The organism is Intrasporangium flavum, assembly GCF_001956915.1.
GTDB classification, from domain to species: Bacteria; Actinomycetota; Actinomycetes; order Actinomycetales; family Dermatophilaceae; genus Monashia; species Monashia flava.
The window spans coordinates 111,640-126,668 of the sequence record NZ_MLJO01000001.1; the positions used below are offsets into that span (position 1 = coordinate 111,640).

The window sequence follows — 15,029 nt, forward strand, 5'->3', positions numbered from 1 at the left end:
GAGGCCCGTGCTGACCTTCAGTGCGCAGCTGCTCGTGGGTGCGACGATCGCCGTCCTCGGCACCTGCCTCGTGCTCGTCGTCGTCGTCATCGCGGTCCGGATGCGGCGGCAGGGTCTGCAGAAGCGCGACGAGATGCTGCTCGCGCCGCTGCGCGGCCCCCTCATCACCGTCGCCTCGGGCGAGGACGACGACGGCACGGCCACCGAGCAGCTGACGTGGGCCACCGGGGTCACGCGCGACGTCCTCGACGCCGCCATCGTCGACCTGCTGACCAAGATCCGCGGCTTGCCGGCCGAGCAGCTCGTCCGGGTGCTCACGGCGCACGGCGCCGTCGACCGCGCCAAGTCCGACCTGCACCACCGTTCGCTCGTCCGCCGGGCCAAGGCGGCCCAGATGCTCGGCCTCACCGCCGGCCCCGACGCCGTGCCGCTGCTCGTCGAGGCGCTCGGCGACAGCACGGTGCAGGTGCGCAACAGCGCGGCCTGGGGGCTCGGGCTCATCGGCGACGCCTCGGCCGCGGGCGCGGTCCTGGCCGCCACGGGCGGCGAGCAGGGCGGCATCCCGGCCAGCACGTCGGCCGAGACACTCCAGTCGATGGGGGTCGGGATCTCCGACGTCCTCGGCGACGCCTTCGACGACGGCGACGCCCGAACCCGCATGGTCGCCGCGCACGTCACCGGCGACCGCAGCTTCACCCGCGGCCTGCCGGCGCTGCGTCGCCTGCTCGCCGACGACCCCGACCTCACCGTCCGCGAGACGTGCGCGACGGCGATCGGCCGCCTCGGCCGCGAGGAGGACGTCGCGGTGCTCGCACGGCACGTCGCCGTCGACGAGCCGCTCAGCCTGCGCCGCGCGTGCGCCGCGGCGCTCGGTGAGCTCGGGGAGGGCGGCGCCGTCCCCGTGCTGGCGGCGCTCCTCGACGACACCGACCCGCGCCTGGCCGAGATCGCCGCGTCGGCGCTGCTCGGCCTCGGCGCCGACGGTCGCGCGGCGCTGGCCGGCCGCGAGGACACCGCGCCTGTCCGGGCCGCCCGCACCGTCGCCGAGCTCCAGCGGACGTCGGCATGACCGGTTTCCTCGAGGGGCTGCGCTCCGCCGTCGTCTGGGTCATGGACGTCACGTCCATCCCGATCCTGGCCTACTTCCTGCTCATCAACACCTCGCTCATCGTCCTCATCGTCCTGGCCTACCTCGAGTTCCGGGCCCAGGAGCGCCGCCGCCAGACGGCCGTCGAGTGGCAGGGTGCCGGCCTCGCGCCCGGGGTCTCGCTGCTCGTCCCGGCCTACAACGAGGAGGCGGGGATCGTCACGGCGGTCAAGTCCTTCCTCACGCTGCGCTACCCCCGCCACGAGGTCGTCGTCGTCGACGACGGCAGCACCGACGAGACCTTCGCGCGTCTCGAGCAGGCCTTCGACCTCGTCGAGGTGCCCCGCGAGCTGCCGCACGAGGTGCCGGTGCGAGCCCGCGTCCTCGGGGTCTACGTCCCGCGCGACGGCCGCACCCGCCTGCTCGTCGTCCGGAAGGAGAACTCCGGCCGGTCCGAGGCCATCAACGTCGCGATCAACGCCGCCACCGAGCCGCTCGTCGCGATGATCGACGGCGACTCCATCCTCGAGCCCGACGGCCTGCTCCACGTCACGCGCCCGTTCGCCGACGACCCCACGCGCATGGTCGCCACCGGCGGTGCCATCCGCCCGGTCAACGGCAGCCGGGTCATCGCCGGGCGCATCGTGCGCGTCGAGATGCCGCAGACGTGGCTGCCGCGCATCCAGCTCGTCGAGTACCTCCGCGCGTTCCTGCTCGGCCGCACCGGCTGGTCGCGCCTCGGCTCGCTCATCCTCATCAGCGGCGCGTTCGGCCTCTTCCGCCGCGACGTCGTCGTCGAGGTCGGGGGTCTCGACCCGAACAGCATCGGCGAGGACTTCGAGCTCGTCATGCGCATCCACAAGCGCCTGCGCGACGAGGGCCGTGACTACCGCATCGAGTTCGTCCCCGAACCGGTGTCGTGGACCGAGGTCCCGGTCACGGCCAAGGTGCTGCGCAACCAGCGGCGCCGCTGGCACCGCGGGCTGTGGGAGACGCTGTGGGCCTATCGCTCGATGCTCTTCCGGCCCAAGTACGGACGCGTGGGCTGGGTCGCCCTGCCGTACTACTGGCTCTTCGAGCTGTTCGCGCCGCTGCTCGAGTTCTTCGGCATCATCATCGTGCCGCTCGCGCTGTTCCTCGGCGTCGTCAACATCCCGTTCGCGATCCTCTTCCTCGTGCTCGCATACGGCTACGCCGTCCTCGTGACGCTCGCGGCGATGCTCGTCGACGAGTGGGCCTTCCACAAGCACGACCGGTGGCAGGCGCTCGGCGTCACGGTCGCCGCGTCGGTCCTGGAGAACATCGGCTACCGCCAGGCCACGGTCTGGTGGCGGCTCGAGGGCTGGTGGTCGAGCCTGCGCGGCAAGAAGCACGTGTGGGGCGTCATGACGCGGACGGGCTTCGACGAGGGCTCCGCGTGAGCGTCGGGCTGCGGCCCTTCACGCGCAGCTCCGTCGGCACCCAGATCCGCATCTTCGTCGGCATCATCGTCGTCCTCGTGACCCTCGGCGCGGTCGTGTCGGTCGTGACGATCCAGATGCAGAGCCAGTCGGTCCGCGCGCTCACGCTCGTCTTCGAGCCGGCCAACGACGCCAACAACGACGTCGCGCAGTCGATGGCCCAGGCGCACGCCGCGTGGCAGCTGGCCGCGGTCGGCCGCCCGCCGGCGCTCTCGGCCGGCGGCTACCGCTCGACCGTGCAGGCCGACCTCGACCGCCTCGTCGCCTCGATCCGCCAGCCCGAGCTGCCCGAGGCCGACCGTGCCGCGTACGAGCGCTACGCCGGCGCCCAGCAGCAGGCGGCCACCCGGTGGTTCGACGCGGTCGACCGTGCGCTCGCCGACCATTCGCCGGCGGCCGAGGTGCCGCCGGGCGTGCAGTCGACCGTCGAGGACGCCTACTCGACGTTCCTCGGTGCGAGCACGGCGATCGGGGTCCAGGTGCGGGGCGACCGCAACGAGGCCCGGATCGACTCGCGCAACGGCTCGAGCCTGGCCTCCGACGTCCTCATCGGCGTCACGATCGTCGTGGTGCTGCTCCTCGTCGCGGCCGGGTTCGGCATGGACCGTGCCGTCGGACGTCCCATCGCGCGGCTGCGCGAGGTGGTGCGCCGCCAGGCCGAGGACGACGTCATCGCCATGGCCAACCAGGAGGAGGGCGCCCTCGAGGTCCGCATGCTCGCCCGCGACTTCAACGACCTCACCCGCGCCAACGCGCGCCTCGTCGACCAGCAGGCCGCGGTCCTCGAGATGCAGGAGCTCGTCCTCGACGTCGGCCGCCGGGTGCGGGCCGCGAGCGACGTCGACGAGGCGCTGCAGCGGGTGTGCGCCCGCCTCGGCGTCGGCCTCGGGGCCGACCGCGTCCTGCTCTACACGCTGGCCGACGACGGCCAGAGCATCGAGGACCGGCTCCAGTGGTGCGCCGGCGACCTGCCCGACCTGCCGCCGCTGCCGCGCTCGCTGGCCCAGCAGATCGGTGCCGTCAACGACGAGCTGCGCCGCGACGCGGGCTTCTTCGACCTCGGCGACCTGCTGGCGCACCGGGCGTTCGAGGACGAGCGGGCCCGGGCCTTCCACCGTGCCACCGGCGCCCGCTCGCTGCTCATGCTGCCGGTCGGCACCGGCGGCCGCGGCCTCGGCATCATCGCGATCATGATGGTCGACGGACCGCGTCGCTGGCACCGGCACGAGATCCAGGCCGTGCAGCAGTGCGCCGCCATCGCCGCCCAGTCGATCATCGCCCTGCGCCTGACGCTCATGCAGGAGGAGCAGGTACGCCGGCTCACCGAGCTCGACCGGCAGAAGACCGACTTCATGGCGACGATCAGCCACGAGCTGCGCACCCCGCTCACCTCGATCAGCGGCTACCTCGAGCTGCTCACCGACGGCGACTTCGGCGACGTCAGCCAGAGCCAGTCCGTGGCGCTCGACATCATCGGGCGCAACGCGACCCGGCTGCGCGGCCTCATCGAGGACCTCCTCGTGCTCAACAAGATCGAGGCGAGCGGCCTGCAGTCGGTCGCCGAGGACGTCGCAGTCGCCGACCTGCTGCGCACCGTCACCGAGACGATGGAGCCGGTGGCCGTCGCGGGCGGGGTCGAGCTCGTCTGCCACGACGTGCCCGAGGACCTCGTCGTCCACGTCGACCGCGGCCAGCTCGAGCGGGCCCTGATCAACCTCGGGTCCAACGCCGTGAAGTTCACCCCCGAGGGCGGCCAGGTGATCCTGTCGGCCGAGCGCGCCGGCGACTCCACCATCGTGTCCGTGCGCGACACCGGCATCGGCATCCCGGCGGCCGACCTCGCCCGCCTGTCCGAGCGGTTCTTCCGGGCCGGCAACGCCACCGCGGCGGCCATCCCGGGCACCGGCCTGGGGCTGGCCATCGTCCGGGCCATCGTCGAGGGGCATGGCGGCGAGCTCGTCATCGCCTCGGTCGAGGGGGAGGGCACGACGATGCAGGTCGTCCTGCCGGTCGCCCAGCCGGCGCACGTCGAGGTGTTCGTCGACGCCTGAAGCCGGGGCGGCTCAGAAGCAGCCGCCCCGCGGCTGTCGCTCGAGCCGCTGGGTCACGCTCCACCCGGAGGACGGGTCGCGCACCGTGGCCGCGATCTCGTCCCCCGAGCCCTTGGCGGGCTTGGCCTGCGTCGGCCGCCCGAGCGTGCGGCCGGTCCGGGCGTCGACGCGCCACCCGAGGTAGTCGATGCCCTCGCCGCCCGTCACCGCGGGTGCGTCGGTGGTGCGGTAGCCGGTGACGACGGCGACGACTGCCCCGTCCAGCTCGACGTGCTGGTAGGTCGGGTCGTCGGGGCGGGGCGGCAGGGTGCGCCACGCGACGCGCCGGGCCGCGAGGTCGACGCCGAGCACGGACCCGTCGTCACCGGACACGACGACGTGCTCGGGGTCGACGACGAGGAGCCGCTCGCCGCGCTGGGAGCCGACGGGCAGGGCGACGTCGGTGCGCTCCCACCGGTCCGGGCCGGGCGTCCACACCACCAGCGTCCGGCCGAGCACCCCGACCACGGACGCCTCGGTGACCACGGCGGAGGAGCGGTAGCCGTTGCGCGCCACGGGGTCGTCGGGCGACTCGGTCCACGAGAAGCCGCCGGGGCCTCCGGCCACCGGTTCGGCGACGATCAGCGCGGTGTCCTCGGGCACCCCCACGACCTGGTCGGCGACGACCCCGATGACCTCCTTCATGCCCTCGGGACTCGACACGGCCCCCGACCGCACGTCGACGACGTGCGGGGCGTGGCACCCGGGCAGGACGACGTAGCCGTTGCTCAGGCTGGGAGGTGCCGACACGAGGTCGGCGACCGTCGTGCTCCAGCGCACGGTGCCCGACGCGTCGACGCCGGTGACGCGTCCGGCGCGCTCGGCGGGCACGTCGGGACACGCGTCGAACGAGCACTCCTGCCCGGTGCACCCGACGGCGGCGAGCAGCGTCACGAGCGCGGCCACGGCCGCACGATGCCCGCGGGCACCGCGTGAACGGCTCCTCTGGTGCATGCCTTCCCCCTGTCCCTGCGGGCGCCCGGCGGCCGTCCCCCCGGCGCCCCACCCCGTGCCGGGAGAGACACCGGGCCCCCGCGGATCGTTGCACCCGCGGGGGCCGCGCGTCGGGGAATGCCGTCGGGGGATGTCGTCGGGAATGTCGAGGGGGCCCGACGCGTTTGGGAGGACGTGCGCCTTTCTGGCACACTCTTCCTTCGGACCGGTTCACGGCAGAGCGACCCACCAGGGTGGGCAGCGAGGACTCCGACCCGGCCACTTCACCTCGAGGAGACAATCTTGAAGAAGGACCTTCACCCCGACTACGTGGAGACCACGGTCACCTGCACCTGTGGCAACACCTTCACGACCCGCAGCACCGCGACCTCCGGCCAGATCTCGGCCGATGTCTGCTCGCAGTGCCACCCGTTCTACACCGGCAAGCAGAAGATCCTCGACACCGGTGGCCGTGTGGCCCGGTTCGAGGCCCGCTACGGCAAGAAGGCCGCCAAGTAGGTCTCCCGCACGCCGGCCCCACGACTTCGGTCGTCGGGGCCGGCGTTCGTTTTCCCGCCCGTCCCGTCGCCCACCGAAGGACCCCACCGTGCTCGACTCCGTGCAGTCGGTCCTCGACGAGTACACCGACCTCGAGACGCGCCTGGCCGACCCGGCCGTGCACGGCGACCAGGACCTCGTCCGCACGCTGAACAAGCGCTACGCCGCGCTCGGTCCGACCGTCGCCGCGGCCCGGGCCTGGCAGTCCGCCCGCGACGACCTCGAGGCGGCCCGCGAGCTCGCCGCCGAGGACGCCTCCTTCGCCGAGGAGGTCCCGGCCCTCGAGTCGACCCTCGCCACCGCCGAGGAGCACCTGCGCCGGATGCTCGTGCCCCGCGACCCCGACGACGACCGCGACGTCATCCTCGAGGTCAAGGCGGGGGAGGGCGGCGACGAGTCGGCCCTCTTCGCCGGCGACCTGCTCCGGATGTACCTGCGCTACGCCGAGACCCGGGGCTGGAAGACCGCGGTCGAGGACGCCACCGAGAGCGACCTCGGCGGCTACAAGGACGTCCGGGTCTCGATCCGGGCCAAGGGCACGCCCGGTCTCGGCGAGGCACCGTGGGCGCGCCTCAAGTACGAGGGTGGTGTGCACCGGGTCCAGCGCGTCCCCGTCACCGAGAGCCAGGGCCGCATCCACACCTCCGCCGCCGGCGTCCTCGTCATGCCGGAGGCGGAGGAGGTCGAGGTGACGATCGACCCGAACGACCTGCGCATCGACGTCTACCGCTCGTCGGGGCCGGGGGGCCAGAGCGTCAACACGACCGACTCCGCCGTGCGCATCACCCACCTGCCCACCGGGCTCGTCGTGTCGTGCCAGAACGAGAAGTCGCAGCTGCAGAACAAGGAGGCCGCGATGCGCGTCCTCCGGGCCCGCCTGCACCAGATCGCCCAGGACGCCGCCGACGCCGAGGCCTCCGCGGCCCGGCGCTCGCAGGTGCGCACCGTCGACCGCAGCGAGCGCATCCGCACCTACAACTTCCCGGAGAACCGGATCTCCGACCACCGCACCGGCTACAAGGCCTACAACCTCGACGCCGTCCTCGACGGCGACCTCGACCCCGTCGTGCAGTCGGCCCTCGCCGCCGACGAGGCCGCCAAGCTCGCGGCGCTCGCCGAGGGGTCCGGCGCGTGACCGACGCGGGCACCGACCTGCGCACCGGTGTGCGGGCCGCGGCGCGTGACCTCGCCGAGGCCGGGGTGCCCTCGCCCGACGCCGACGCGCTCGAGCTCGCCGCCCACGTCCTCGGGCTCGACACGGGGGAGGTGCGCCGGCGGATGGTCCTCGGCGGCACGACCCTTCCGGACGCCTACGGCCGGCTCGTCGACGAGCGCGCTGCGCGGGTGCCGCTGCAGCACCTGACGGGCCGGGCCCACTTCCGCCGCCTGACCCTGTCGGTCGGGCCCGGCGTCTTCGTCCCGCGCCCCGAGACCGAGGTGCTCGTCGACCTCGCGCTCGCCGAGGTCGACCGCCTCACGGCTGCCGGCCCCGCGGGGGCAGTGGTGCGGTTCGTCGACCTGTGCTCAGGGTCCGGGGCGATCCCGCTCGCCGTCAAGGACGAACGCCCCGACGTCGAGGTGCGTGGCGTCGAGCTGTCGGCCGAGGCGCACGCCTGGTCGGTGGCCAACCGCGACCGGCTCGGTCTCGACGTCGACCTCGTTGAGGGCGACGCGTCGGGCCCGTGCCTGCCCGACTGGGAGGGCAGCGTCGACGTCCTCACCGTCAACCCGCCGTACATCCCGGTCGGACAGGTGCCGCTCGACCCCGAGGTGCGCGACCACGACCCCGAGCTCGCGCTCTACGGGGGCAGCGAGGACGGCCTTGCGATCCCGCTCGCCGTCGCGCGCCGGGCCGCCGACCTGCTGCGCCCGGGCGGCCTGCTCCTCGTCGAGCACGCCGACTCCCAGGGTCGGTCGCTGCCGGCCCGCCTCGCCCGCACGGGGCTCTGGGTCGAGGTGGCCGACCACGCGGACCTCACCGGACGTCCCCGCGTCACCACCGCCCGCCGGCGGGCGAGCGACGAGGCGATCGGTCAGCCGAGCCGGTAGAAGCGCCAGAAGCCGAAGTCCTCGATGGGCAGCACGTCGACGGTCGCGAAGCCGGCCTCCCGCGCGTAGCGCCCCAGCGTGCTCGGGCGCATCACCGTGCCGGTGGCGACGCTGTCGGGGTGGGACATGCTGTCGGGCAGGCAGAGCAGGACGCTGAAGCCGTACATGACCCGGTCGAAGGCGTGGTCGCCGTCGCCGTCGGTCGAGAACGCCGGGCCGACGGCCTCGTCCATGACGACGAGCGGCGCGCCCTCGGCGAGCACGGCACGCACCGAGGCGAGCACCTCGACCGGCCGCGGCATGTCGTGGATGCACTCGAACGCCAGCGCCAGGTCGAAGCCTCCGGTCGAGAGCAGCTGCGCGTCACCCGCGATGAACTCGACGTTCGCCGTTCCGGCCAGGCGCGCGTTCTCGCGGGCGAGCTCGATCGACGGCGAGTCGATGTCGACCCCGACGACGCGTGCCTGCGGCCACGCCCTGCCGACGGCGATCGTCGACCACCCTGCGCCGCAGCCGATGTCGACGACGTTCGCGCCGGGTCGCCCGAGGATCGCGGCGAGCTCGGGCACGCCCGCGAACGCCGGGGCCAGCTCGGACTCGAACCACGGCCGGTTCATGTCGGCCTGCGCCTGCCGGGCGTGCTCGCCGAACTCGCGCCACGACACCCCGCCGCCCGTGCGGTGGGCCGTCGTCAGGGCGTCGATCCGTGAGCCCACGGCCGCAGTGAAGCGCGCGAGCGGCGCGGAGTACTCGGTGCCCCTCGTGTCGACGAGGGCGCGCGCGGTGGCGTCCGGCAGCCGGTAGCGGCGGCGGTCACTCGCGTCGTCATCGACGCCCGCAGCGTCGTCCGACTCCACCGAGAGCAGGCCCGAGACGGCCTGCTGCTCGAGCCACTCCCGGGCGTACCGGGGGTGGGAGCCGCAGCGTCCGGCGAGCTCGTCGGCGGTCAGGGGCCCGTCGACGAGAGCGCTGTAGTACCCGAGGCGGTCGCCGAGGTGCACCGCGAAGAGGTCCAGCGCGCCGAGGAAGGCCTCGTAGAGGCGGTCGGCCACGGAGGCGTCCGCCGGGAGGGGTGCCGCATCGCTCATGAGGCAGTCTGGCGCGCGCGGCGCCCGGGTGGGCGCGATTCACCGGGACGTGTGGCGGCTGGGACGGGCGGGACGGTCGCGCGGGCGCGGGCACGTTCGGACGCTCCGAGCCGTCACCAGTAGGCTCGGCCCCGTGAGCGAGCGCTACGACTGCACCGACCCCGAGGGCCGCGCCGAGGGCATTCCCGCCGCCGCGGCCGCCGTCCGACGGGGCGAGGTCGTCGTCCTGCCCACCGACACCGTGTACGGCATCGGCTGCGACGCCTTCGACGCCAACGCGGTCGCCTCGGTCCTCGCGGCCAAGGGCCGCGGGCGCGACATGCCGCCGCCGGTGCTCATCCCCACGGCGCGCACCGCGCAGGGCCTGGCCACCCAGGTGCCGGACTATGCCAACCGGCTCATGGAGAGGTTCTGGCCCGGGCCGCTGACGGTCGTGCTCAAGGCCCAGACCTCCCTGCACTGGGACCTCGGCGAGACCAACGGCACCGTCGCGCTGCGGGTGCCCGACCACGAGATCACCCTCGACCTGCTCGGCGACATCGGCCCGATGGCCGTCACGAGCGCCAACACCACCGGCGACCCCGCGGCCCGGTCGGTCGACGAGGCGCAGGCGATGCTCGGCGAGTCCGTCGCGGTGTACCTCGACGGCGGCCCCACCGCCGGCGGCGACCCCTCGACGATCATCGACTGCACGGGGGAGGCGCCGGTCACCCTGCGCCTCGGGGCCATCCCGCAGGAGGACATCGACGCGGCCCTGCGGCCCGCCGAGTCCGGCGAGCCCGATGAGCTCGGCGAGCCCGTCGACACCACCCCGGATGCCGAGACCGACGCCGCCCCGGACGCGGAGGCGGACGCCCACGCGTCCGGCCCGCTCGACCCGTCGCGCGACGTGCTCTTCTCCGACCCCCTGTCCGATGCCGCCCCCGGCGGCACCACCGACGGACAGGCCTCCGACACGCAAAGCCCGACGGCATAGAGTTGGTCCGCGCCGGATCCGTCCGCGCGCCGCTCGTGCTGCACCCCGCCCTGCACCGAACCCCGCACCTCCCGGAGATGTCCCATGGCTGACGACACGACGTTCTACGGCTCCGACTTCGGCGCCCTCCAGTCCTTCGACCCGGACATCGCCGGTGTGCTCCTGTCCGAGCTCGACCGCATCCGTGGCGGCCTGCAGCTCATCGCGAGCGAGAACATCAGCTCCCCGGCGGTGCTCACCGCCCTCGGGTCGACGCTGTCGAACAAGTACGCCGAGGGCTACCCGGGTCGCCGCTACTACGGCGGCTGCTCCGAGGTCGACAAGGCCGAGACGATCGCCATCGAGCGGGCCAAGGAGCTCTTCGGGGCCGACCACGCCAACGTCCAGCCGCACTCGGGCGCGAGCGCCAACCAGGCCGTCTACGGCGCGTTCATGAAGCCGGGCGAGACCCTCCTCGCGATGGCCCTGCCGATGGGCGGCCACCTGACGCACGGCGCCAAGGTGTCCTTCTCCGGCAAGTGGTTCGACGCCGTGCCCTACGGCGTCGACAAGGACACCGAGGACATCGACTACGACGAGGTCGAGCGCCTCGCCAAGGAGCACCGGCCCAAGGTCATCTGCGCCGGCGGTTCGGCCATCCCGCGCCTCATCGACTTCGCGCGCTTCCGCGCCATCGCCGACGAGGTCGGCGCGATCCTCTGGGTCGACGCCGCGCACTTCATCGGCCTCGTCGCCGGCAAGGCGATCCCGTCGCCGGTGCCCTACGCCGACGTCGTCACCTTCACCACGCACAAGGTGCTGCGCGGTCCGCGCTCGGGTGCCCTGGTCTGCAAGGAGGAGCACGCCGCCGCGCTCGACAAGGCCGTCTTCCCGATGATGCAGGGCGGCCCGCAGATGCACACCATCGCGGCCAAGGCGGTCAACTTCAAGGAGTGCGCGACGCCGGAGTACCAGCAGTACGCCACCGACGTCATCGCCAACAGCAAGCAGCTGGCCCAGAGCCTCAAGGACGTCGGCATCCGCCCGACCACCGGCGGCACCGACACCCACCTGTCGCTGCTCGACCTGCAGGGCATCGGCGTCACGGGCAAGGACGCCGAGGCGCGCGCCGACGCGGCCGGCATCGTCCTGAACAAGAACGCCATCCCCTTCGACCCGCAGAAGCCGAACATCGCGAGCGGCATCCGCGTCGGCACCCCGTCGGTGACGACCCAGGGCATGGGCCTGCCGGAGATGGAGACCATCGCGCGCCTCATCCACACGTCGGTGACCCAGGGCGACGCCGACCCCGACCACCCGGTGAGCAAGGAGGTCCGCGCCGAGGTCACCGACCTCGTCACGCGCTTCCCGGCCTACCCCCGCTGACCGTCCGCGGTCGGCGCCCGAGCGAGGGTCGGTAGGTGCACGAGTACGTCCTCGTCCTCATCGTGGCCGCAGCGGTCACGTACCTCGCCACACCCTTCGTGCGCAGCCTCGCGGTCGCGACGGGCGCCTTCACGGCCGTCCGCTCGCGCGACGTCCACACGACGCCGATCCCGCGGCTCGGGGGAGTGGCGATCTACATCGGGTTCGTCGCGGCGGCGCTCGTCGCGCGGGCACTGCCCTACCTCGGCTCCCTCTTCTCCTCGAAGCAGATCATCGGGGTCGTCCTCGCCGGTGGCGTCGTCTGCCTGCTCGGTGCCTTCGACGACATCCGCGAGCTCGACTGGATCACCAAGCTGGCTGGGCAGATCCTCGCGGCAGGGCTGATGGCCTACACCGGCGTGCAGCTGCTGTCGCTGCCGATCTTCGGCACGACGATCCTGCCCACGCCGGTGCTCGTGCTCTTCACCATCATCGTCGTCATGGTGTGGACCAACGCCGTCAACTTCATCGACGGACTCGACGGGCTCGCCGCGGGCGTCGTCGGGATCGCCGCGCTCGCCTTCTTCATGTACAGCTACATCGTGTCGCGCTCGTTCGTGCCGGCCAACGTCTTCTCGACGGCGACGTTCATCTCGGCGGCGCTCGTGGGGGTGTGTGCCGGCTTCCTGCCGCACAACTTCCACCCGGCGCGCCTCTTCATGGGCGACTCCGGGGCGCTGACGCTCGGCCTGCTCATGTCGGCGGCGACGATCACCCTCACGGGCAACGTCGACCCGTCCCAGGTGAGCGGCAACGAGGTCACCGCGGCCTTCCTGCCCATCGTCGTGCCGCTCGCGGTACTCATGCTGCCGCTGCTCGACATGGTCCTGGCCGTCGTCCGGCGCACGCTGGCCGGCCAGAAGCCCTGGGACGCCGACGCCAAGCACCTGCACCACCGGATGCTGCGGATCGGGCACGGCCACCGCCGCGCGGTCCTGATCCTCTACCTGTGGGCGGCCATCGTCGCCCTCGGCTCGGTGTCCTTCGTCATCTGGGACGGGTGGCGCCCCCTCGTCGTCGTCGGGGCGGCGGCCGTGCTCGGCGTCGTGCTCACCGTCTGGCTCCCGCGGTGGAGGCCCGTCGAACGCTTGTGATAGCATTCACAAGCACCTGAGGAGAGTCTGAGAACGGAACTCCGAGGGGCGCGGATCACCTTTCCGCACAAGACAATCGAGCATCAGCGACCGTCAGCAGCCCACCCGGTCCCCGCCGACCAGACGCACCCAGGCAGGTCTTCCCGTGAGCACCACCCCGGCCCGCACCGCATCACAGAACGATGCGTTCGCGCAGCTCCTGCGCGGGTCGCTGCCGCCGACCCTCGTCGCCGGCGCCGTCTGCATCGTCGTCGGGCTCTTCTCCAGCCCGAAGGCCGCCTGGTCGGCCGCGATCGGCGCGGCCCTCGTCGTCTTCTTCTTCACGCTGACGCTGCTCGCCATGCGCTACACGGCCCACCTGGCACCCACCACGGTCATGGCCATCGTCATGGCGACCTACACCGTCAAGGTGCTGGTCCTCGGCGTCACCCTCTTCGCCCTGCGCGACGTCACGTGGGCCTCCGGGTACGCCATCGGCGTCTCCGTCACGGTCTGCGCCGTCGTCTGGCTCTTCTTCGAGATGCGCGCCTACAAGCGCCTGCGCATCTTCGCCTTCGACCCCGAGACCGACACGGACGCAGGCGCCGCGTCGGACACCTCGTCACCCGCTTCCGCCGACAGCCCGTCCGAGCCGCCGCGGGAGCCGCGTGATGAGTCGTGAGCAGGGAGGTCACCATGAGCACCCCGTCAGCGCAGCCGTCCGGCCCCGGGCCGGAGGAGCCGACGCGTCCGCCCACCGCGGCCGAGCAGGAGGAGGCGCAGGAACGGCTCAAGGCCGTCAACCGGCGCGAGTCCGACTCGGCCTGGAAGTCAGTGGCCTACCTGCTGACCGGACCCCTCGTCTACGGCGGCCTCGGTGCCCTCGCCGACCACTGGCTGGGCACGTCGTGGCTGGTCGGGGTGGGGATCGTCGGGGGGATGGCCCTGTCGCTCTACCTGATCTGGTTCCGATACGGTACGCATTGAGCCAGGCGGACCCCGTGTCGCCAGCCGGCGCGACGCCGCCCGGCCCGCCCAGCAGCACCTGCCGCACGCGCAGCACCAGGCCCTGGCACCCCACCACCACAGCTTCGGGCCCCGACCCCGTGCCGATGACCGTCGTCATCGCACGAGCAGCCCAGAACGTACGAAGGAGTAATCCGTGAGCATCGTCGCCGCCGCACCGACGGACTTCGAGGCCCCTGGAGTCAGCGATTTCTGGCAGCCGCTGTGGGGCACCGACGGTCCGTGGGCCATCACCCGGCCGATGCTGCTCATGGCCGTGTCCGCCATCCTCATCGTCTGGTGGCTCGTCGCCTCGACGCGCAAGAAGGCGCTCGTGCCGAGCCGCGGCCAGATGGCCACCGAGGCGCTCTACGGGCTCGTGCGCAACGGGATCGCCAAGGACCTCATCGGGTCCAAGGAGTTCCTCAAGTTCGTCCCGCTGCTCTTCTCGCTGTTCGTCATCATCCTCGTCAACAACTTCTTCGGCGTCGTCCCGCCGTTCAGCTACCCGACGATGAGCCGCATCGGCTTCCCGATCGCGCTGTCGCTCATCGTGTGGGTCGTCTTCCACGTCGTCGGCATGCGCAAGCACGGCTTCTTCGGGTACTGGAAGTCGCTCGTCCCGGCCGGCCTGCCCAAGGGCATGATCCTGCCGATCTTCATCCTCGAGCTCATCACCGACCTCTTCACCCGCCCGGTCACGCTCGCGCTGCGACTCTTCGGCAACATGTTCGCCGGCCACATCCTCATCGTCCTGTTCATCACGGGCGGCTGGTACATGCTCACCAACGGCGGCATCCTCGTCGTCGCCGGTGGCGTCACGTGGATCTTCGCCGTCGTCATGACCCTGTTCGAGCTCCTCGTCGAGTTCCTGCAGGCCTACGTCTTCACGCTCCTCGCCGCGCTCTACATCGGCGGCGCCCTGGCCGACGAGCACTGACGGTCGCCAAGGACCAGCACGGACCAGCACGACCCGCACCACCTGCTCCACCCGTTCCACCACACGCTTCACCCAGCCCCGCTGGTAACCGCCAGCGGGACCGACCAGAAGGAAATGGATTCCAACATGACCGGCAACATCGCCATCCTCGGTTACGGCCTCTCCGCCATCGGCCCCGGTATCGGTGTCGGCCTCATCTTCGCCGCGTACATCAACGGCGTCGCCCGCCAGCCCGAGGCCCGCGGCATGCTCCAGCCGATCGCGTTCCTCGGCATGGCCATCACCGAGGCCCTCGCCATCTTCGGTATCGCGCTCGCGTTCGTCTTCAAGGCCTGACGCCCGCACGGGCGACCAGCCTTCGACGCA

Annotated in this window: 15 protein-coding genes; 13 read left to right on the plus strand and 2 right to left on the minus strand. The window is 72.4% G+C overall.

What is annotated here, in order from left to right:
- The first annotated feature begins 7 nt into the window (after positions 1 to 7).
- From BIV28_RS00495 to BIV28_RS00505, 3 genes are read left to right on the plus strand one after another with little or no spacing between them, the layout of a single operon-like run.
- Entirely contained in the window at positions 8 to 1,069 is a 1,062-nt protein-coding gene (locus tag BIV28_RS00495; RefSeq protein ID WP_076258354.1) for a HEAT repeat domain-containing protein, read from the plus strand.
- Positions 1,066 to 2,508, plus strand: a complete 1,443-nt coding sequence (locus BIV28_RS00500) for a glycosyltransferase family 2 protein (protein ID WP_083706913.1) — start codon at positions 1,066 to 1,068, stop codon at positions 2,506 to 2,508. Before BIV28_RS00495 ends, BIV28_RS00500 begins: the two co-directional genes overlap by 4 nt.
- Positions 2,505 to 4,598, plus strand: coding sequence for a sensor histidine kinase (locus tag BIV28_RS00505; protein ID WP_076258356.1), 2,094 nt, complete (start codon positions 2,505 to 2,507; stop codon positions 4,596 to 4,598). The genes BIV28_RS00500 and BIV28_RS00505 overlap by 4 nt, the downstream gene beginning before the upstream one ends.
- Positions 4,599 to 4,610: 12 nt before the next feature.
- Here the strand turns inward: BIV28_RS00505 and BIV28_RS00510 are convergent, their stop codons facing one another.
- Positions 4,611 to 5,543 carry a hypothetical protein gene (locus tag BIV28_RS00510; RefSeq protein ID WP_076258357.1) on the minus strand — a complete coding sequence of 311 codons (933 nt, stop codon included), beginning with the start codon at positions 5,541 to 5,543 and terminating at the stop codon, positions 4,611 to 4,613.
- A 330-nt stretch (positions 5,544 to 5,873) separates the two neighbouring features.
- On the opposite strand from BIV28_RS00510, the gene rpmE reads away from it, so the two are divergent.
- The 3 genes from rpmE (at position 5,874) to prmC (ending at position 8,177) form a co-directional block, all read left to right on the plus strand.
- Positions 5,874 to 6,089 carry a 50S ribosomal protein L31 gene (gene rpmE / locus BIV28_RS00515; RefSeq protein ID WP_076258359.1) on the plus strand — a complete coding sequence of 72 codons (216 nt, stop codon included), beginning with the start codon at positions 5,874 to 5,876 and terminating at the stop codon, positions 6,087 to 6,089.
- Positions 6,090 to 6,177: 88 nt separating this feature from the next.
- A complete protein-coding gene (prfA, locus tag BIV28_RS00520; RefSeq protein ID WP_076258361.1) occupies positions 6,178 to 7,263 on the plus strand; it encodes a peptide chain release factor 1 in 1,086 nt (361 codons plus the stop codon).
- Positions 7,260 to 8,177, plus strand: coding sequence for a peptide chain release factor N(5)-glutamine methyltransferase (prmC, locus tag BIV28_RS00525; RefSeq protein WP_076258362.1), 918 nt, complete (start codon positions 7,260 to 7,262; stop codon positions 8,175 to 8,177). Before prfA ends, prmC begins: the two co-directional genes overlap by 4 nt.
- Here the strand turns inward: prmC and BIV28_RS00530 are convergent.
- Positions 8,162 to 9,265 carry a class I SAM-dependent methyltransferase gene (locus BIV28_RS00530; protein WP_076258364.1) on the minus strand — a complete coding sequence of 368 codons (1,104 nt, stop codon included), beginning with the start codon at positions 9,263 to 9,265 and terminating at the stop codon, positions 8,162 to 8,164. The two genes, prmC and BIV28_RS00530, sit on opposite strands and share 16 nt — an antisense overlap.
- A 133-nt stretch (positions 9,266 to 9,398) precedes the next feature.
- On the opposite strand from BIV28_RS00530, the gene BIV28_RS00535 reads away from it, so the two are divergent.
- The 7 genes from BIV28_RS00535 to atpE all read left to right on the plus strand — a co-directional run bounded on the left by BIV28_RS00535 (position 9,399) and on the right by atpE (position 14,999).
- Positions 9,399 to 10,241, plus strand: a complete 843-nt coding sequence (locus BIV28_RS00535) for an L-threonylcarbamoyladenylate synthase (protein ID WP_076258365.1) — start codon at positions 9,399 to 9,401, stop codon at positions 10,239 to 10,241.
- An 84-nt stretch (positions 10,242 to 10,325) separates the two neighbouring features.
- On the plus strand, positions 10,326 to 11,606 hold the full coding sequence (locus tag BIV28_RS00540) for a serine hydroxymethyltransferase (RefSeq protein ID WP_076258367.1): 1,281 nt from the start codon (positions 10,326 to 10,328) through the stop codon (positions 11,604 to 11,606).
- 35 nt (positions 11,607 to 11,641) lie between these two features.
- Entirely contained in the window at positions 11,642 to 12,739 is a 1,098-nt protein-coding gene (locus BIV28_RS00545) for an MraY family glycosyltransferase (protein ID WP_076258369.1), read from the plus strand.
- Between the two features lie 145 nt (positions 12,740 to 12,884).
- Positions 12,885 to 13,400, plus strand: coding sequence for a Cg1360 family ATP-synthase-associated protein (locus tag BIV28_RS00550; protein WP_076258371.1), 516 nt, complete (start codon positions 12,885 to 12,887; stop codon positions 13,398 to 13,400).
- Between the two features lie 14 nt (positions 13,401 to 13,414).
- Complete coding sequence (locus BIV28_RS00555; RefSeq protein WP_076258372.1) at positions 13,415 to 13,705, plus strand: AtpZ/AtpI family protein; 291 nt, start codon at positions 13,415 to 13,417, stop codon at positions 13,703 to 13,705.
- Between the two features lie 175 nt (positions 13,706 to 13,880).
- Positions 13,881 to 14,663, plus strand: a complete 783-nt coding sequence (atpB, locus tag BIV28_RS00560) for a F0F1 ATP synthase subunit A (protein ID WP_076258374.1) — start codon at positions 13,881 to 13,883, stop codon at positions 14,661 to 14,663.
- Positions 14,664 to 14,789: 126 nt separating this feature from the next.
- Entirely contained in the window at positions 14,790 to 14,999 is a 210-nt protein-coding gene (gene atpE / locus BIV28_RS00565) for an ATP synthase F0 subunit C (RefSeq protein ID WP_026863922.1), read from the plus strand.
- The last annotated feature ends 30 nt before the right edge of the window (positions 15,000 to 15,029 follow it).

Coding starts and splice junctions, on each gene's coding strand:
- BIV28_RS00540 (WP_076258367.1), top strand. CDS start 10,326: ATGGCTGACGACACGACGTTCTACGGCTCCGACTTCGGCGCCCTCCAG.
- BIV28_RS00555 (WP_076258372.1), top strand. CDS start 13,415: ATGAGCACCCCGTCAGCGCAGCCGTCCGGCCCCGGGCCGGAGGAGCCG.
- BIV28_RS00500 (WP_083706913.1), top strand. CDS start 1,066: ATGACCGGTTTCCTCGAGGGGCTGCGCTCCGCCGTCGTCTGGGTCATG.
- BIV28_RS00530 (WP_076258364.1), bottom strand. CDS start 9,265: ATGAGCGATGCGGCACCCCTCCCGGCGGACGCCTCCGTGGCCGACCGC.
- atpE (WP_026863922.1), top strand. CDS start 14,790: ATGACCGGCAACATCGCCATCCTCGGTTACGGCCTCTCCGCCATCGGC.